This window comes from Pseudomonas simiae, assembly GCF_000934565.1.
Taxonomy (GTDB): domain Bacteria; phylum Pseudomonadota; class Gammaproteobacteria; order Pseudomonadales; family Pseudomonadaceae; genus Aquipseudomonas; species Aquipseudomonas simiae.
Map to the genome: position 1 here is coordinate 3,868,330 of NZ_CP010896.1, position 17,798 is coordinate 3,886,127.

The window sequence follows — 17,798 nt, forward strand, 5'->3', positions numbered from 1 at the left end:
GTGACCACGCCCCTGATCGAACTCAAGAACATCCGCAAATCCTACGGCGGCGGCGACAGTCCGCAGGTCGACGTGTTGCGCGGCATCGACCTGTCGATCCATGCCGGGGAGTTCGTCGCCATCGTCGGCGCCTCCGGCTCCGGCAAGTCCACGTTGATGAATATCCTTGGCTGTCTCGACCGCCCCAGCACAGGCGACTACCTGTTCGCCGGGGAAAACGTCGCCCACCTGGACAGCGATGAACTGGCCTGGCTGCGCCGCGAAGCGTTCGGGTTCGTGTTCCAGGGCTACCACCTGATCCCGTCGGGCTCGGCCCAGGAGAACGTCGAGATGCCGGCGATCTACGCCGGCATCAGCGCCGCCGAGCGCCATGCCCGCGCCAACGCCCTGCTCACGCGCCTGGGCCTGGCCGAACGCACCGGCAACCGTCCGCACCAACTCTCCGGGGGCCAGCAACAGCGGGTATCCATTGCCCGAGCCTTGATGAACGGCGGGCATATCATCCTCGCCGACGAACCCACCGGCGCCCTCGACAGCCACAGTGGCGCCGAGGTCATGACCCTGCTCGATGAACTCGCCAGCCAGGGCCACGTGGTGATCCTGATCACCCACGACCGCGAAGTGGCGGCGCGGGCCAATCGCATCATCGAGATTCGCGATGGTTTGATCATCAGCGACTCGGCGGACAGCAGCGACGTTGCGCCAGCATTAGCGAACGGCGCCCTGCAAGCCGTGGATCTGCGCCAGCGCCTGGCCGACGGCGCCGAGCACAATGGCGCGTGGAAAGCCGAGCTGGTGGACGCGGTGCAAGCCGCCTGGCGGGTGATGTGGATCAACCGCTTCCGCACCGCACTGACCCTGCTGGGGATCATCATTGGCGTGGCCTCGGTGGTGGTGATGCTGGCCGTCGGTGAGGGCAGCAAGCGCCAGGTCATGGCGCAGATGGGGGCGTTCGGTTCCAACATTATCTACCTCAGTGGAACATCGCCCAACCCGCGCACGCCCCTGGGTATCGTGACCCTCGACGACGTCCACGCACTGGCGGCGTTACCCCAGGTCCAGCGCATCATGCCGGTCAACGGCAGCGAAGTCGGGGTGCGCTTCAGCAACGTCGACTACATGGCCTACGTGGGGGGCAATGACACCAACTTCCCGGAGATTTTTAATTGGCCGGTGGTCGAGGGTAATTACTTCACGGCCGCCGACGAGCGTGCCGCCGCCACGGTGGCGGTGATCGGTCATCGCGTGCGCGAGAAGCTGTTCAAGGGCGAGGTCAACCCGATCGGCCAGTACATCCTGATTGAAAACGTGCCATTCCAGGTAATCGGTGTGCTGGCGGAAAAAGGCGCCGCCTCCGGCAACAAGGACAGTGACGACCGCGTTGCCATCCCTTACACCGCCGCCAGCGTGCGTCTGTTCGGCAACTACAACCCCGAGTATGTCGTGATCGCGGCGGCCGATGCGCGCAAGGTCCGCGAAACCGAGGTGGCCATCGACCAGTTGATGCAAAAGCTGCACAACGGCAAGCGCGACTATGAGCTGACCAACAACGCCGCGATGATCCAGGCCGAGGCCCGCACTCAGAACACGCTGTCATTGATGCTCGGTTCGATTGCGGCAATTTCCCTGCTGGTGGGCGGGATCGGCGTGATGAATATCATGCTGATGACCGTGCGCGAGCGTACCCGCGAAATCGGCATTCGCATGGCCACCGGCGCACGCCAGCGCGACATCCTGCGCCAGTTCCTCACGGAAGCGGTGATGCTCTCGGTGGTCGGCGGTTTGTGCGGCATCGCCCTAGCATTGTTGGTCGGCGGGGTGCTGGTGCTGGCCAAGGTGGCGGTGCAGTTCTCCCTATTGGCGGTGTTTGGCGCGTTTGGTTGCGCACTCGTCACCGGTGTCGTATTCGGCTTCATGCCGGCCCGTAAAGCTGCCCGGCTCGATCCGGTTAAGGCGTTGACCAGTGAATAAACGATCCCTCTACCTGCCCGCCTTGTGCGTATTACTCAGCGCCTGCACCGGCAACCCGCCAGCGGTCGACAGCGGGATTGCACCGCCTGCCGCCTGGCAATTTGCCGAACGCGACGCCGCCCAAGCCACCAATCAGCAATGGTGGACACAGTTTGGCAGCCCGCAGCTCAACCGTCTGATCGACCAGGCCCGGCGTGACAGCTTCGACGTGGCCGCCGCCACCGCACGCGTGCACCAAGCCCAAGCCAGTGCAGTGATCGCCGGCGCGCCGCTGTTGCCGGAGGTGAAGCTCAACCTCACCACCAGCCGTCAGAAACTGTTGCGTGGTCCGGGTGGACCGGATCTTGACGCATCACAAAGCGATGACACCGTCGACAATTTCGGCGCCAACCTCACCGCCAGCTACGAAGTGGACTTCTGGGGCGGTCGCGCCGCCGCTCGCGACAGCGCCCTGCACAACGTGCGCGCCAGCGAGTTTGACCAGGCCACCGTGGAGCTGACCTTGCTCAGCAGCGTGGCCGACCGCTACGCACAAACCCTGGCCGCGCAGCAACGCCAGCAGATTGCCGAGTTGAACCTGGCCAATGCGCGTAATGTGCTCGACCTTGTACAGACTCGCTATGACGCCGGCTCCGCCACTGCCCTGGAACTGGCCCAGCAAAAAAGCCTGGTGGCCAGCCAGCAACGCCAACTGCCGTTGATCCAGCAATTGGCCGAAGAGTCGCGGATTACGCTGGCTGCCCTCCTCGGCCAGCCGTTACAGGCTCTGAACCTAGGCACCGAACCGTTCCAAGCCTTGACCTGGCCTGCAATCGGCGCCGGCTTGCCAAGCCAGTTGCTCAGCCGTCGCCCCGATATCGCCAAGGCCGAGGCACAGCTGGCGGCAGCGCAGGCCGACGTCACGGTGGCTCGCGCGGCCATGCTGCCCGCCATCACCCTTGGCGCCACCCTGGGTTCCGACGCCTACAAAGCCGTGGATGTGCTGCGCAGCCCTTATTACACGCTTACCGCTGGACTGGTGGCGCCGATCTTCAACAACGGCCGTTTAAGTGCTGAACGCGACAAGGCCCGCGCGCGCCAGGATGAACTGCTGCAAACCTATCGCGGTGCGATCATCAACGGCTTTGCCGACGTGGAAAAATCCCTCAGCAGCATCACGCGTCTCGACCAGCAGCGCGAATGGCAAAGCGAAGAACTGCAACAGGCCCAGACCGCCTTCCAGATTGCAGAAAGCCGCTATCAGGCGGGTGCCGAAGACTTGCTCACGGTACTGGAAACCCAGCGCACCCTGTACACAGCCCAGGACCAGAACGTGCAACTGCGGCTGTCGCGCCTACAGGCCAGCATCGCGCTGTACAAAGCATTAGGCGGCGGCTGGCAGACTCAGATCCGATAAACAAAACTCCGTTTTCGTACGCCAGCTGTCTTCTCGCCCTACATTCTTCGACCAACGGTCCTTGGTAAAAAAACCGCACTCACACGGTTGCCCAGGACCTCTTGATGACTGTCGCAAAATACCTGACGTGCGCCTGTCTCTGGATGACAGCAAGCGCTGCCCAAGACCTGATTGCCCCCACCGCCATCGATTGGCTGCTGGATTGCCCCCTGCCGACCGTTGAACGCCTGGACCCCGAAGTGCTGCAGCGCACCCAATGCGGCGTCGTGAGCGTACCGCGCAATTACGCAGCCCCCCGGCAAGGCAACCTGCGCCTCTACCTGACCCGCGTCGGCGCCCGAGACCCACTGAACCGGGAAGGCGTGGTGTTCGCCCAGGCCGGCGACGCGCCTAAAAGGAATCAGGGCGGCACCTTCGTCATTCACCTGACCAGCCTTTGGGGTTCTTACTCCAACCCGGCGTATCGCACACTGGTCAACCGCTACGACGTCATCGAGCTCAGCCCTCGCGACCTCGACAACGAGACTGGAGTCGAACAGGCCGCTCAAGACCTTGAGTATGTGCGCAGCCAACTGGGCGAGGCCCAACTGTTCTACCTGGGCAATGCCGATGCCACCCGCCTGGGCAACCGTTACGCGGCCCTGTTTCCCGAACGGGTAGCGCGCATGGTGCTGGTCAATGCGCAGCAGCCCGAATCGGCAGCGCCCCACGTCGAACAACTGCGCCTGAAAGAAACAACCAAACAGGACGCCAGCAGCTGCATCAACCGTTGGGTGGGCGATTTCCTGGTCTTCGGCAAGCAGCCGCCGCCGTCCACCCGATGCCTGGACTCAGGCAACGGGGAGTAACCACCCGATTGCGACCTGTTGCCGTCGAAAACGACACCCGCCGTTGACGCTGCCCCCCGATCGTTATTAAGTGCTATTTATCCGCATTAATACGATAAATCGAACTTATGCTAAGCCGCCCGCTACGACGCAAACGCCAGAAGCTGTCCGACGTGATTGTCGAGTCGGTCAAGCGCTCCATCGTCACCGATGCCTTGAAGCCCGGCGACCGCTTGCCCACCGAACGCGAGCTGATGGAAAGCTTCCAGTGCTCCAAAGGCTCGGCCCGTGAAGCGCTCAAGGCCTTGGAAGTCGAAGGGTTGGTGAGCACGCGTACCGGGCCCAGCGGCGGCGCCTACCTGAACCAGGCCGGCACCGAACCGGCCAGCCGGGCGTTGCGCAACTACCTGCACTTCCAGCACCTGGACGGCGAGCAGGTGTACCAACTGCGCAAAGTCATCGAAGTGGAACTGGCGGTGTCGGTACTCGGACGCTTGAGCGAAGACGACTACCAAGCCCTGCAAGACAACGTGGATTTTTGCAGCGCGCCCGAAGACAGCGAGGCTGGCCAGCGTGAACAGCGCCTGGCAGAACTGGAGTTTCACAACCTGCTGGCCAAGGCCTGCCCCAACCCGTTGCTGAGTTTCATGGCGCAGTTCCTCAACGACCTGTTGCGTGACCTGGTGGTGTTGAAAAAGGCCTACAAGCCCAAGCGCAAGCAGTTCGATGCGGCCAACCTGGATTATCACAAGCAGTTGCTGATCGCGTTTCGGGCCGGGGATGAAAGCGCAGTGCGCAGCCTGATGCATGAACACATGTGCGACGCCGAACACCATATGACGGCGCTGGAAGGTGAAGTCAGCCCGCATTTTCTATTGGAGTTCGATCATCGTTAAGGACACCACGAATCCAATGTGGGAGCGGGCTTGCTCGCGAATGCGGTGGGTCAGCAATGCACCCGGTGACTGATACACCGCATTCGCGAGCAAGCCCGCTCCCACAGTTTGACCCTATTCCAACCAAAACCGCGTTATCCCAATAACAGGCCTGCCCACAGGCCCTTGCTCCACCGTATCGCCATTGCCACTCCTGCCAATAACTAAACCAGGGAGTCACCCCATGCAGCGTCGTACGTTGTTGAAAGCCAGTCTTACCGCAGCCGCCGCCCTCAGCCTCCCGCTGAGCATTCGGTCTGCATTCGCCGCCGAGCCCTTTACCTTTTACGGCCTCAAGTCCATGTCTGGCGCCTTTGCCAGCTATGGCAAGTTTGCCGACATGGGTTCGCGCCTGGCGGTGCAACAGCACCCGCAGGTGCTAGGTCGCGCGTTGAACTACAAGGTCATCGACACCGAAGGCAACGCCGGCAAGGCGGTGCGCAAGGTGCAGGAAGCCATCCAGCAGGACGGCGCACGGTTCTTCCAGGGTTGCACCTTGTCGTCGTCGGCACTGGCGGTGGCCAAGGAAGTCGACAAGGTGGGTGGCGTGTTCATGACCCCGGTCGGCGCCGATGAAGTCACCGGCAAGGACTGCAACCTCGCGACCTTCCGCTGGTCGGTGCCCACCTACGGTGCCATCCGCGAAACCATGGTGCCGCTGATCAAGCTGCTGCCGGACGCCAAGCGCTGGTACACCATCACCCCGCAATACGTGTTCGGCGAAGCGTTGCTCGAAGGCGCAAAAAATGTGCTCAAGGAAAACGGCCTGGAGCACATCGGCAACAGCTACCACTCACTGCAGGAACAGGAGTTCTCCGGTTACCTGACCAATGCCATCGCCGCCAAGCCCGATGTGCTGGTACTGCTCAACTTCGGCAGCCAGTCGTCCAACACCCTGCGCCAGGCGGTCAACTTCGGCATCAAGGAACGCATGAAAGTGCTGTTGGTGTGGTCCGCCGGCCTCGACCAGTTCCAGGAACTGGGCAGCGACGTGCTGGAAGGCGTGTACCTTGGCGCGCAGTACTGGCACCAGGTCGACACCCCGCTCAACCGTGAACTGGTCAAGCTCACCCAGGCCCAATACGGCATCAACCCCACCTATCCGCTGGCCGCCGACTACATCAGCACCAAGATCATGCTCGACACCATCATCGCCACCGGCAGCTTCGACGGGCCCACCGTGGCCAAGGCCATGCAGGGCCTGAGCTACGAAGGGCCGACCGGCAAGGAATCGATCCGCGCCGGCGACCATCAGGTGATCAAGGATTACTACCTGCTGATCGGCAAGGCCACTGCCGACATGGCCGACAAGGATGACCTGGCCAAAGTGCTCAGCGCCGGCCAGTCGTTCCCACCCGTGGAAGCCACGGGCTGCACGCTCGGCTGATCCCCTGAATTTGGTAGCGCAGGGCCGTGCAAGCGGCCTCCTGCAGAGGGTTCCTGCATGCTTAATCTTTACCTGTTCCAGATTCTCAACGGCCTCGGATTGGGGATGATCTACTTCCTGATCGCGGTCGGGCTGACGATCATTTTCGGCCTGCTCAACTTCGTCAACTTCGCCCACGGCGCGTTTTTCCTGCTGGGTGCCTACATCTGCTACACCGCTGTGAGCCTCACCGGCAACTTCTGGCTGGCGCTGCTGATCGCGCCGCTGGTGGTGGCCGCACTGGCCTGGGTCATCGAGCGAGTGTTGATCCAGCGGATCTATCACTTGCCACACATGTTCCAGATCCTGGTGACCTTAGGGATCGCGCTGATCATCCAGGAAGCCAGCGTGATGATTTGGGGCCCGGTGGGCAAGAGCGTCGCCGTGCCGGAACTGCTGCGCGGCGTGCTGGTGGTGGGTGACTTCGTCTACCCCTACTACCGCCTGTTCCTCATCGTGTTCTCCGGGCTGGTCGGCCTGGGCCTGTGGCTGCTGCTGGAACGCACGCGCTTCGGTGCCCTGGTGCGGGCCGGCAGTGAAAGCACCGAAACCGTGTCGCTGCTGGGCACCAATATTTTCCGCCTGTTCTCCATGACCTTCGCCCTCGGCGTGGCCCTGGCCGGCGTTGCCGGCGTACTGTTCGCCCCGTTGCGCGGCGCCCAGCCCTTTGTCGGCCCGGAGATTCTCGGGGTGGCCTTCGTGGTGGTGGTGATCGGCGGCATGGGTTCGTTCAGCGGTGCGCTGGTCGGCGGTTTGCTGGTGGGCGTGGTGCAAAGCCTGATGACCACACTCTGGCCCCAAGGCGCGAGCCTGATGATCTATGGCGCAATGGCCGTGGTGATTCTGGTACGTCCTTACGGCCTGTTCGGGAGAGCCTGAGATGAGCGAGAAAAATCCCCTGCCGTTCGCCAAGACCCAATCCAAGGCCATGTTGCTGTGGGTGCTGGCGGTACTGATCGGCCTGCCGTTGATATTGCCCTCGGCGACCCTGGCCACCGAGATCCTGATCTTTGCCATGGCCGCCCTCGCCTGCAACCTGTTGCTGGGCTACACCGGGCTGCTGTCGTTCGGCCAAGGCATCTTCTTCGGGGCCGGCGCCTACTGTGCGGCGTTGCTGATGATTCATCTGCAACTGGGCCTGTTCACCGCATTGCTCGGCGCCGCCATCGCGGGTGGCTTCCTGGCGTTGCTGGTGGGCGCCCTGGCGATCCGTCGCACCGGCATCTACTTCGTGATGCTGACCCTCGCATTCAGCCAGATGGCCTACTTTGTCGCCTACACCCTCAGCGACTGGACCGGTGGCGACAACGGCCTGCTCAGCGTGCCACGCCCGGAGATCCGCCTGGGTGAAACCGTGCTGCTGTCACTGGCCGACGCCCGCGCCTTCTACGCCTTTGTCGCGGTGCTGTTCCTGCTGATCTTCATCGGCGCACGCCGGGTGATCGCTTCGCCGTTCGGCAGCACGCTGATGGCCATCCGCGAAAACGAAACCCGCGCCTCAGCCATCGGCTATGACACACGCCACTTCAAAATCCTGGTGTTTGTGCTGTCCGGCGCCGTCACCGGCATCGCCGGCGCGCTCTACGCGATGCTGCTGCACTTTGTGCCGCTGTCGAATATCGACCTGATGATGTCCGAAAACATCCTGATCATGACCATCGTCGGCGGCACGGGCTCGTTGTTCGGCTCGTTGCTGGGCGCCGGTTCCATCGTGTTGCTGGGGGATTTCCTCTCCGACCTGTGGCCGCGCTGGCTGATGCTGCTGGGGGTGATTCTGATCCTGGTGGTGATCTTCATGCGCGGTGGTTTGTGGGGCGGCCTGGTGTCGCTGTTTGAACGGGTGCGTGGCAGCCGCAAGACCGCCGCTGTCGCCAAGGAGGAAGGGCTATGAGCATCCTGTTGGAAACCAAAGACCTGGAACTGGCCTACGACGCGTTCCATGCGGTGAACGGCGTGAACCTCAAGGTCGAGGCCGGCACCATCCACACCATCATCGGGCCCAACGGCGCGGGCAAGACCAGCCTTTTCCACTGCCTTACCGGCGAACGCCAGGCCACCGCCGGGGCGATTCATTTCGACGGCAAGAACCTGATGCGCAAGCCCGCCCACGGCCGGGTCGGCTTGGGCATGGCGCGCTCGTTCCAGCTTACCAGCCTGTTCCAGAACCTCAGCGTGCGCGAAAACCTGCGCCTGGCCGCCCAAGGCCGCGACGGTGCGCGTGCCTTGAATTTCTGGCGTCGCGTCGACAGCAAGCGCGAACACCTGGAGATGGCCGACCAGGTGCTGGAGCGTCTGCAACTCACTGCCCGCGCCGATACCCTCGCCGGCGAGTTGTCCCACGGCCAGCAGCGGGTGCTGGAGGTGGGCATGTCGATCTGCTCCAAACCGAAACTGTTGATGCTGGATGAGCCCACCTCGGGCATGGGCATCGATGACATCCCGATCATGACCCAGTTGATCAGCGACCTAGGCCGTGACCACACGGTGCTGCTGATCGAACACAACATGAGCATTGTCATGTCCATCAGCCAACGCATCACGGTGATGAGCCACGGGCAGATCCTGGTGGAAGGCACGCCGGAATTCGTGCGTGCCGATGAACGCGTGCGCACCGCGTATCTTGGGGAGGCTGCCTGATGCTGATCGTCGAGAATATCCATTCCTACTACGACAAGAGCCATGTGCTGGAAGGCGTGTCGCTGACCGTCAACCCTGGCGAACTGGTGACGCTGCTGGGACGCAATGGCGCCGGCAAGACCACCACCCTGCGCAGCATCCTCGGCATCATCTGCCCGCGCCAGGGCCAGATCCACTTCAACGGCCAGGCGCTGGTGGGCCAGAAAATCTTCGAAATCGCGCGCCAGGGCCTGGCGCTGGTGCCGGAGAACCGTGGGATTTTCCGCCTGCTCACGGTCGAGGAAAACCTGCGCATCGCCACGCGCAAGACCAGCCGCTGGCAGCTTGAGGACGTCTACGGCATGTTCCCGCGTCTCAAGGAACGCCGCAAAAACGCCGGCCATGCGCTGTCCGGCGGCGAGCAACAGATGCTCGCCATCGCCCGCGCCCTGCTCAACGATCCCAAGCTGCTGATTCTCGATGAACCCACCGAGGGCCTGGCGCCGGTGATCGTCGACGAACTGGTGAAGATCCTGCGCAAGGTCAAGGACGACGGCCTGCCGGTGCTGTTGGTGGAACAGAACCTGATGGTCTGCGACAAGCTCGCCGACCGCCACTACGTGCTCGAACAGGGCCGCGTGGTCTACGAGGGCAGCGCCGAAGCCTTCCGCGCCGACCCAACCATCAAAAACCGTTATTTGGCCCTGAGTGCCTGACCGGAGATTGCACATGAATAGTTTTGCGCAACCGCTCAAGAGCAACGCCCCGCTGATCAACCGCGACCGCCTCTGGCAATCCTTGATGGACCTGGCCCAGCTCGGTGCCACCGTCAAAGGTGGTGTGTGCCGCCTGGCGCTGACCGACCTGGACCGCCAGGCCCGCGACCTGTTTGTGCAATGGTGCGAGGCCGCCGGCTGCAGTGTCAGTGTCGACGCCATCGGCAATATCTTTGCACGCCGTGCCGGGCGCAACCCCGCCCTGCCCCCGGTGATGACCGGCAGCCATATCGACACCCAGCCCACCGGCGGCAAGTTCGACGGGTGCTACGGGGTGATGGCCGGGCTGGAAGTGATCCGCACCCTGAATGACTTGAACATCGAAACCGCCGCGCCGATTGAAGTGGTGGTGTGGACCAACGAAGAAGGCTCGCGTTTTCCGCCGTGCATGATGGGCTCCGGGGTGTTTGCCGGTAAGTTCGATTTGCAGGACACCCTCGACAAGCTCGATGACCAGGGTCTGTCGGTCGGCGCCGAATTGCAGCGCATCGGTTATGCCGGAGCCCGCGCCGTGCTCGGCCACCCGGTGGGCGCCTACTTCGAAGCACACATCGAACAAGGCCCGGTGCTGGAGGACCAGGCCACCACCATTGGCGTGGTCATGGGCTGCCTGGGCCAGAAGTGGTTCGACCTGACCCTTACCGGCGTAGAAGCCCACGCCGGCCCGACGCCGATGCACCTGCGCAAGGATGCCCTGGTCGGCGCCGCCGAGGTGGTCAGCGCGGTCAACCGTATCGCCCATCAACAACAACCGCACGCCTGCGGCACGGTCGGTTGCCTGAGCCTGCACCCCGGTTCACGCAATGTGATTCCTGGCCAAGTGCACATGACCATCGACCTGCGCCACCTGCATGCGGACAAGCTGCAAGCCATGGTCGATGAAGTGCGCGGCGTGATCGAAGACACCGCTAAAAGGCACGGCCTCACCTTCGAGCTGACGCCGACGGCTGATTTTCCGCCGCTGGACTTCAACCCGGTCTGCGTCAACGCTGTGCGCGACGCCGCGGCTGTATTGGGCTTGAGCCATATGGATATCGTCAGCGGCGCCGGGCACGATGCGATTTTCGTCGCCGAACTCGGCCCGGCCGGGATGATTTTTGTGCCGTGCGAAGGCGGCATCAGCCATAACGAAATCGAAAACGCGGCGCCGGACGACCTGGCGGCGGGCTGCGCGGTATTGCTGCGCGCCATGGTCAATGCAGCCCAGGGGGAAACGGCATGAGCGAGATCGGCCAACTGACGGCAGTGCAGCTGCTGCAGCATTTTCGCGACAAGACCTTGTCACCGGTGGACGTCACCGAAGACGCCCTGCTGCGTATCGAACGCTATAACCCGGTGGTGAATGCCTACTGCCACGTGGACCCGGAAGGCGCGCTGAACGCCGCGCGCGCTTCGGAACAACGCTGGCTCAACGGCCAACCCTGCGGCGCGCTGGACGGTGTGCCGGCGTCGATCAAAGACCTGACGCTGACCGTCGGCATGCCGACCCGCAAGGGCTCGCGCACCACATCGGCCGAGGGCCCGTGGGACGTCGACGCGCCCTTCACCGCCTTTATGCGCAAGGCCGGTGCGGTGCTGCTGGGCAAGACCACTACCCCGGAATTCGGTTGGAAAGGCGTCACCGACAACCCGTTGTACGGCATTACCCGCAATCCCTGGGACACACGCACCACGGCGGGCGGCTCATCCGGCGGCGCGGGGGCCGCGGCAGCGCTGAACCTGGGCGTGCTGCACCAAGGCAGCGATGCCGGCGGTTCGATCCGGATTCCCTGTGCATTTACCGGCACCTTCGGGATCAAACCGACGTTTGGCTATGTGCCGCAGTGGCCGGCCAGCGCCATGACCCTTCTCTCGCACCTGGGGCCGATGACCCGTAAGGTGGAAGACAGCGTGTTGATGCTACAGACCATCGCCCAGCCGGACGCGCGCGATGGCTTGATCGGCGCGCCACGCACCACGCAGTGGCTCACGCCGGGTACGGATCTGAACGGTTTGCGTGTCGCCTATAGCCCGAACTTCGGTTACGTGGACGTCGACCCGCAAGTGGCCAAGGTCGTCGCTCAAGCGGTGGCAGGGCTGGTGCAACTGGGCGCCCATGTCGAGCAAATCGACCCCGGCTTCAGCGACCCGCTGGAAGTCTTCAGCACCCTGTGGGCGGCCGGCGCCGCACGCCTGACAAGACCCATGAACGATGCGCAAAAACAGCTGCTGGACCCAGGCCTGCTGCGTATTGCACAACGCGGCGAACGCTTGAGCCTGGATGACTTCAACGCAGCCCTCGAAGCCCGCGCAGCCCTGGTGGCGCGCATGGCGGCGTTCCATGAGCACTACGATGTACTGGTGTCGCCGATGATGCCCATCACGGCATTCGACGCCGGGCACGACGTACCGCCCGGCTCCGGATTGGAGGAATGGACACAGTGGACACCGTTCACCTACCCCTTCAACCTGACCCAACAGCCAGCGGCCTCGGTGCCGTGTGGGTTGGCGACGAATGGCTTGCCGGTGGGCTTGCATGTAGTGGGCGCGCGGTTTGCCGACGAACAAGTGTTACGGGTGTGCCACGCCTACGCGAAGGCCTTCCCGACCCAGCACCTCCAAGCCCCGCAAACCCCAACCTGAAATACCCCCTGTAGGAGCCGGCTTGCCGGCGCCTACACCTACCGGCTTTTGATTCAACCACTCAGGCCGGCTATCAGGCCGCCGTGCTCTTGCTTTTGATCTTGATCTTGATCTTGATCTTGATCTTGATCCTAAGCGCCCCGTCAAACACGCTGGCCGGAATTCGACAGGGATTTGGGGGGTAAACCGGCAGGGATGCCGGTTTAGCCGCCCCGCGCCATGGATGGCGCGTGGCGGCGGCCCCCCAAATCCCTGTCGGATTACGGGCACACCGAGCCTAGGCGAGGTGCCGAGTGTTGGGGCAAGAGCGCTTTGGTTACTTTCGCGCTTTTCGAAAGTGACCCGCCGTAAGGGCGGAACCAATAGCCGCCTTTACCTAAATAACGGATATATACCCGGTCAGATCCAACATCCAGGTCGGCTGTCAGGCCGCCTTCGCAGGCAAGCCAGCTCCCACATTTAGATCGCGGGGCTACAGGGAGATTGTCGTCGGCTGTCAGGCCGCCTTCGCGAGCAAGCCCGCTCCCACATTTGGATCGCGGGGCTACAGTGAGATTGTCGTCGGCTGTCAGGCCGCCTTCGCAGGCAAGCCAGCTGCCACATTTGGATCGTGGGGCCACAGTGAGATTGTCGTCGGCTGTCAGGCCGCCTTCGCGAGCAAGCCCGCTCCCACATTTGGATCGTGGGGCTACAGTGAGATTGTCGTCGGCTGTCAGGCCGCCTTCGCAGGCAAGCCAGCTGCCACATTTGGATCGCGGGGCCACGTGAGATTGTCGTCGGCTGTCGGGCCGCCTTCGCGAGCAAGCCAGCTCCCACATTTGGATCGTGGGGCCACAGTGAGATTGTCGTCGGCTGTCAGGCCGCCATCCACTACAATGCCCTCCATTCAACCCCGGGGGGCTTCATGGACATCGAACTGGCACGCACCTTCCTCGAAATCACCCGCTGCGGCAGCCTGGCCGCAGCCGCCGAGAAACTGCACGTAACCCAGACCGCCATCACCGCGCGAGTCAAAAGCCTCGAAAGCCAGCTAGGCAGCACACTGTTCGTGCGCAACCGCGCCGGCGCCAGGCTGACCGCCGACGGCGAGGCCTTCGTGGTATACGCCAACCAATTGCTGCAAACCTGGGAAGCGGCAAAACGCGACCTGCCGCTGCCCGATGGCTACCGCAACGTGCTGCATATCGGCGGCGAGGTCAGCCTGTGCAATCCATTGATGCTCGGCTGGGCCCAGGCCCTGCGTCAGCATCTCCCCGGCCATGCGCTGCGCACCGAAGTACGCGAAGGCGAGTACCTGTTGCGCCAGCTGGAACTGGGCGTGCTCGACGCCGCGCTGGTGTTCCAGCCGCAGTACTGGCCGGGGTTGCAGGTGGAGCAAGTGCTGGAAGAAAAACTGATCCTGGTGCAATTGGCGAGCAATCCGGCCCCCTACGTGTATATCGATTGGGGCCCCGGCTTTCGCCAACAGCATGATGCCGCCCTGCCCGACAAGGCCCGCGCCGCGCTGAGTTTCAACCTCGGCCCGCTGGCGTTGCAGTACATCCTGGAAAACGGTGGAGCCGGCTACTTCCGTACCCGCGTGGTGCAGAGCTACCTGGACAATGGCGTGATGCAGCGCGTGCCCAAGGCGCCGGAGTTCAGCTTCCCCACTTACCTGGTGTATTCACGGGCGCGGGATTCGGCGGTGTTGCAACAGGCACTGGGGTTGCTGCGCGAAGTGGTCAAGGCTGAAAGTGACTGGTCGCAGCGCTGGGACCCATTGATTTGAATCACCCTCCCCCTGCGCGCATGCTAGCCTGCGAGTGTTTCCTTTTGCAGCCTTACCGATGAACAAGAAAAAGTCCGTCACCATCAGCGATATCGCCAAACGCGTCGGCATGACCACCATCACGGTGTCCCGGGCGTTGAGCAAACCCGACTTGGTCAAGCCGGCCACCCTGGCGCGCATCCTTGAAGTGGCACGGGAGATGGACTACGTGCCCAACGCCTTCGCACGCGGGCTCAAACGCAGTGAGAGCCTGATCATCGGCGTGATCACCGCATCGGTGGACAACCCGTTCTACAGCGAAATGATCAAGGCGATTTCCCGCGAGGCCAAACAGCACGGCTACACCATCATGCTGGTGGACACCGATGAGCTGGAAGAGCTGGAAAGCAAGGCCGTGGATACCCTGCTGGGCTACCGTGTGGCGGGGATCATCCTGTCGCCGGTCTCGGATGAGCCAAGCTATCAGCCCGACTACCTTGAACGCCTGGCCAACGGCAAGACCCCGGTGGTGCTGCTCGATCGCACGATCCATGACAGCCCGTTCAGCCGCGTGGTGCTCGACAACTACCACAGCGGCATCCAGGCCGCGCATTACCTGCTGCGCCAGACACCAAATCTCAAGCGCCTGCTGGTGCTGACCGGCCCCGAGCACTCACGTATCACCGTCGAACGCCTCAAGGGCCTGCGCGAAGTGCTGGCCGAACACCCGCAGGTACAGGTCGAGGTGCAGGCCGGCGACTACACGCTGATGCCCTCCTACCTGCACACCCTCGACTACCTGGCCGAACACTCGGCGCCAGACGCGATCATGGGCTTCAACCAGTTGATCACCCTCGGCGCCCTACGCGCACTGCGCATGCACAACATCGCCCACGACAGCCTGACCATCTGCGGCATCGACCGCCTGCCCTTCGCCGATATCTTTGGCGTGCCCATCGCCTGCGTGGCCCACGATGCGTCCCTGGCCGGCAGCAGCGCGGTGCGCCTGCTGCTCGACCGCCTGGAAGACCCGTTCAAGCCACGGGACAAGGTGGTGATCGCCGGCCAGTTGGAAAACGGCTAGCGACTGGTGTAACCGCCGTCGATGGGCAAGCTGACGCCACTGATCATGCTGGCGGCGCGACTCAGCAGGAACAGCACCGGCAAGGCCACTTCCACGGTTTGCGCAAAGCGCCCCAATGGAATGGCCGCCAGCGCCGGGTCACGCTTGGCCGGCTCGGACCAGGCCATGGCTGCCATCGGCGTGAGCGTCACCGTGGGGTTGACACTGTTGACGCGTATGCCAAAGCGACCCCACTCGGCGCATTGCACACGGGTGATCGCATCCAGCGCGGCCTTGGACGCGCAATAGCCAAGGTGATCGTCCAGGGCCACCAGCGAGGCCTGGCTGGAGACGTTGACGATGCTACCGGCGATCTGCGCTTCTATCATCTTGGCCGCCACGCGGCTGGCGACTTGCGCGGCGGCACGGGCATTAACCTGCATCACTTGGTCGAAGGCTTCGGCGCTGATGGCAGCGGCGGGCTCCAGGCGCGAAATGCCGGCGCAGTTGACCAGGCCATGCAGCGGCGGCAGGTCGTGCAGGGCTTTGTCGAGGGCGGCGCTGTCGGCGATGTCCAGGCAGAGGGTGTGGCAACCGAGTTGGGCCAGAGCTTGCGCGTCGCGGCCAAGGGCGAAGACTTCAGCGCCGCTGGCGATGAGCTGTTGGGCGATTTCGCGACCGATGCCGCTGCTGGCGCCGGTGACGAGGATACGGTGGTGGGTGAAGTCGAAGGCTGCGTTCATGAATACACATCTCAAAAGCAATGAAGATCCCCTGTGGGAGCGGGCTTGCTCGCGAATGCGGTGGATCCGCCAATGAATCTGTTGACTGACACACCGCATTCGCGAGCAAGCCCGCTCCTACATTTTTGGACTGTGTTGAATCAGTTGGTTTGCAGGTTATGCATGATCGGTTTCAGCGCGGGATACAGCTTCAAGTACTCGGCAAACGCCCGGTCATAAACCCCGACGTTTTCAACCTTGGGCTCCGCCCGCAGCGCCAATTGCACCCACCCTTTGTCCATCTCCCCATCACTCACCAACCCCACCGAATGCGCCGCCAACAACGCCGCACCCAACGCCGCCTCCACCTCCTGAACGATGGTGTACACCGGGTACTGCGTAATATCCGCGATGATCTGCATCCACAAATCCGAATGGCTTGCCCCACCCACCACAATCAAGCGCGGGTCCAGGGAATGCGCGCCACGGGTGCCCGCTTCGATGTTGTGCCGCAAGGCAAAACTCACGCCCTCCAGCACCGCGCGATACAGGTGAATGCGGCTGTGGTAAAGGTTCAAGCCGACAAAACTGCCACTGGCACGGTCATCCCAAACCGGACTGCGTTCACCCATCAGGTACGGCAGGAACAACAGGCCTTCGCTGCCCGCCGGGAGGTTCATCGCACGCTGCTCCAGCAGCACCAGGCTGTCCTGGCCGGTAACCTTGGCTTGTTGCTCTTCGGCCTGGCAGAACTGCTCGCGAAACCAGCTGACCGAGGCACCGGCCGTGATCGCACCGCCGAAGATGTACAGGTCGCGGTGGCCGTTGTAGACGTGGGGCATGCTGACCAAGCCGTGATGGGCGTCCACCTGTTGGTTCAGGTAACCCCAGCACATGCTGGTGCCGATCATTGCCACGTGGTTGCCCGGCTGGGTGACCCCTGCGGCCAGCGTGGCCATGGCAGCATCGACGCCACCGGCAAGCAACGGCGTGCCAGCTTGCAGGCCCAGGCGTGTTGCCCAGGTGTCGAGCAGGCCACCCACCACCTCCCCTGAATACACTAGCCGCTGCGGCATCATTGTCTGGGGAATGCCCAGCGCATCCAGCATCTCCCCCGACCAGTCACGCGCCTTCACGTCGTAGACACCGCCGATATTGCCGGCGCTGCTATGGTCCACCGCCAACTCCCCGGTGAGGCACCAATTGATATAGCTGTTGGGCGGCAACAGGTAGCGGGTGTTCGCCCACACCTCAGGCTGGTGCTGCTTGAGCCAGAGCATCTTGGTGAAGCCATAGTAGCTGTCCACCGAATTGCCGGTGATCGCGAACAGCCGGTCCAGGTCAACCTGCTCGCGTACCCAGGCTACCTGCTCGCCGGCGCGGCGATCCATCCAGATCAGGCACGAGTGCAGCGGCGTGATCTGCGCATCCACCGCAATCCCCGAGCCGCCGTACAGGCTGCTGATGCACAATGCCTTGACCTGTTCCGCCGCCACGCCGGCCTTGGCCATGCACTGCGCCACACAGGCCTCGACCGCATCCAGCCAGACCTGAGGCCATTGCTCGGCCCAGCGCACTTTCGGGGTATCCACACGATACCCCTGGCTGTGCTGGGCGATGATCGTACCTTGACCATCCACCAGCAGCGCCTTGGTGCTCTGGGTTCCTATATCGACACCCATCACGTAGTTCATTTT

The 17,798-nt window shown here is 63.1% G+C and carries 15 protein-coding genes; 13 read left to right on the forward strand and 2 right to left on the reverse strand.

The features are described 5' to 3' along the window. The 13 genes from PF1751_RS17320 (at position 1) to PF1751_RS17380 (ending at position 15,400) form a co-directional block, all read left to right on the forward strand. Positions 1-1,971 (forward strand): MacB family efflux pump subunit, encoded by a 1,971-nt coding sequence (locus PF1751_RS17320; protein ID WP_021492863.1) that lies wholly within the window; start codon positions 1-3, stop codon positions 1,969-1,971. Next, a complete protein-coding gene (locus PF1751_RS17325; RefSeq protein ID WP_044287411.1) occupies positions 1,964-3,367 on the forward strand; it encodes an efflux transporter outer membrane subunit in 1,404 nt (467 codons plus the stop codon). Before PF1751_RS17320 ends, PF1751_RS17325 begins: the two co-directional genes overlap by 8 nt. Positions 3,368-3,471: 104 nt before the next feature. Next, positions 3,472-4,215 carry an alpha/beta fold hydrolase gene (locus PF1751_RS17330; RefSeq protein ID WP_010209307.1) on the forward strand — a complete coding sequence of 248 codons (744 nt, stop codon included), beginning with the start codon at positions 3,472-3,474 and terminating at the stop codon, positions 4,213-4,215. A gap of 107 nt (positions 4,216-4,322) precedes the next feature. Then, positions 4,323-5,090 (forward strand): FadR/GntR family transcriptional regulator, encoded by a 768-nt coding sequence (locus PF1751_RS17335; protein WP_010209305.1) that lies wholly within the window; start codon positions 4,323-4,325, stop codon positions 5,088-5,090. A 223-nt stretch (positions 5,091-5,313) separates the two neighbouring features. Beyond that, the gene (locus PF1751_RS17340; protein WP_010209304.1) at positions 5,314-6,516 is read left to right on the forward strand and encodes an ABC transporter substrate-binding protein; all 1,203 of its coding nucleotides are present in this window, start codon (positions 5,314-5,316) and stop codon (positions 6,514-6,516) included. Between the two features lie 57 nt (positions 6,517-6,573). Further along, on the forward strand, positions 6,574-7,434 hold the full coding sequence (locus PF1751_RS17345) for a branched-chain amino acid ABC transporter permease (protein WP_021492866.1): 861 nt from the start codon (positions 6,574-6,576) through the stop codon (positions 7,432-7,434). A gap of 1 nt (position 7,435) precedes the next feature. Further along, positions 7,436-8,446, forward strand: a complete 1,011-nt coding sequence (locus PF1751_RS17350; RefSeq protein WP_010209302.1) for a branched-chain amino acid ABC transporter permease — start codon at positions 7,436-7,438, stop codon at positions 8,444-8,446. Continuing rightward, the gene (locus tag PF1751_RS17355) at positions 8,443-9,192 is read left to right on the forward strand and encodes an ABC transporter ATP-binding protein (RefSeq protein WP_044287413.1); all 750 of its coding nucleotides are present in this window, start codon (positions 8,443-8,445) and stop codon (positions 9,190-9,192) included. The genes PF1751_RS17350 and PF1751_RS17355 overlap by 4 nt, the downstream gene beginning before the upstream one ends. After that, complete coding sequence (locus PF1751_RS17360) at positions 9,192-9,887, forward strand: ABC transporter ATP-binding protein (RefSeq protein ID WP_042572037.1); 696 nt, start codon at positions 9,192-9,194, stop codon at positions 9,885-9,887. Before PF1751_RS17355 ends, PF1751_RS17360 begins: the two co-directional genes overlap by 1 nt. A gap of 13 nt (positions 9,888-9,900) precedes the next feature. Then, a complete protein-coding gene (locus tag PF1751_RS17365) occupies positions 9,901-11,169 on the forward strand; it encodes a Zn-dependent hydrolase (protein ID WP_021492868.1) in 1,269 nt (422 codons plus the stop codon). Continuing rightward, positions 11,166-12,569, forward strand: coding sequence for an amidase (locus tag PF1751_RS17370; protein WP_044287414.1), 1,404 nt, complete (start codon positions 11,166-11,168; stop codon positions 12,567-12,569). The genes PF1751_RS17365 and PF1751_RS17370 overlap by 4 nt, the downstream gene beginning before the upstream one ends. Before the next feature lie 904 nt (positions 12,570-13,473). After that, positions 13,474-14,337, forward strand: a complete 864-nt coding sequence (locus PF1751_RS17375; protein WP_044287415.1) for a LysR family transcriptional regulator — start codon at positions 13,474-13,476, stop codon at positions 14,335-14,337. 58 nt (positions 14,338-14,395) lie between these two features. After that, on the forward strand, positions 14,396-15,400 hold the full coding sequence (locus PF1751_RS17380) for a LacI family DNA-binding transcriptional regulator (protein ID WP_021492872.1): 1,005 nt from the start codon (positions 14,396-14,398) through the stop codon (positions 15,398-15,400). On the opposite strand, the gene PF1751_RS17385 is transcribed toward PF1751_RS17380, so the two are convergent. Together PF1751_RS17385 and PF1751_RS17390 are read right to left on the reverse strand one after the other, a co-directional pair. After that, positions 15,397-16,122, reverse strand: a complete 726-nt coding sequence (locus PF1751_RS17385; protein WP_021492873.1) for an SDR family oxidoreductase — start codon at positions 16,120-16,122, stop codon at positions 15,397-15,399. The two genes, PF1751_RS17380 and PF1751_RS17385, sit on opposite strands and share 4 nt — an antisense overlap. A 140-nt stretch (positions 16,123-16,262) precedes the next feature. Next, positions 16,263-17,795: an FGGY-family carbohydrate kinase gene (locus PF1751_RS17390; protein WP_044287416.1), complete on the reverse strand. Its 1,533-nt coding sequence runs from the start codon at positions 17,793-17,795 to the stop codon at positions 16,263-16,265. Positions 17,796-17,798 lie beyond the last annotated feature (3 nt).

What these genes read in the sequence shown, in the direction of transcription:
- PF1751_RS17330 (WP_010209307.1), top strand. Translation starts at nt 3,472, where the DNA reads ATGACTGTCGCAAAATACCTGACGTGCGCCTGTCTCTGGATGACAGCA.
- PF1751_RS17335 (WP_010209305.1), top strand. Translation starts at nt 4,323, where the DNA reads ATGCTAAGCCGCCCGCTACGACGCAAACGCCAGAAGCTGTCCGACGTG.
- PF1751_RS17340 (WP_010209304.1), top strand. Translation starts at nt 5,314, where the DNA reads ATGCAGCGTCGTACGTTGTTGAAAGCCAGTCTTACCGCAGCCGCCGCC.
- PF1751_RS17345 (WP_021492866.1), top strand. Translation starts at nt 6,574, where the DNA reads ATGCTTAATCTTTACCTGTTCCAGATTCTCAACGGCCTCGGATTGGGG.
- PF1751_RS17350 (WP_010209302.1), top strand. Translation starts at nt 7,436, where the DNA reads ATGAGCGAGAAAAATCCCCTGCCGTTCGCCAAGACCCAATCCAAGGCC.
- PF1751_RS17355 (WP_044287413.1), top strand. Translation starts at nt 8,443, where the DNA reads ATGAGCATCCTGTTGGAAACCAAAGACCTGGAACTGGCCTACGACGCG.
- PF1751_RS17360 (WP_042572037.1), top strand. Translation starts at nt 9,192, where the DNA reads ATGCTGATCGTCGAGAATATCCATTCCTACTACGACAAGAGCCATGTG.
- PF1751_RS17365 (WP_021492868.1), top strand. Translation starts at nt 9,901, where the DNA reads ATGAATAGTTTTGCGCAACCGCTCAAGAGCAACGCCCCGCTGATCAAC.
- PF1751_RS17370 (WP_044287414.1), top strand. Translation starts at nt 11,166, where the DNA reads ATGAGCGAGATCGGCCAACTGACGGCAGTGCAGCTGCTGCAGCATTTT.
- PF1751_RS17375 (WP_044287415.1), top strand. Translation starts at nt 13,474, where the DNA reads ATGGACATCGAACTGGCACGCACCTTCCTCGAAATCACCCGCTGCGGC.
- PF1751_RS17380 (WP_021492872.1), top strand. Translation starts at nt 14,396, where the DNA reads ATGAACAAGAAAAAGTCCGTCACCATCAGCGATATCGCCAAACGCGTC.
- PF1751_RS17385 (WP_021492873.1), bottom strand. Translation starts at nt 16,122, where the DNA reads ATGAACGCAGCCTTCGACTTCACCCACCACCGTATCCTCGTCACCGGC.
- PF1751_RS17390 (WP_044287416.1), bottom strand. Translation starts at nt 17,795, where the DNA reads ATGAACTACGTGATGGGTGTCGATATAGGAACCCAGAGCACCAAGGCG.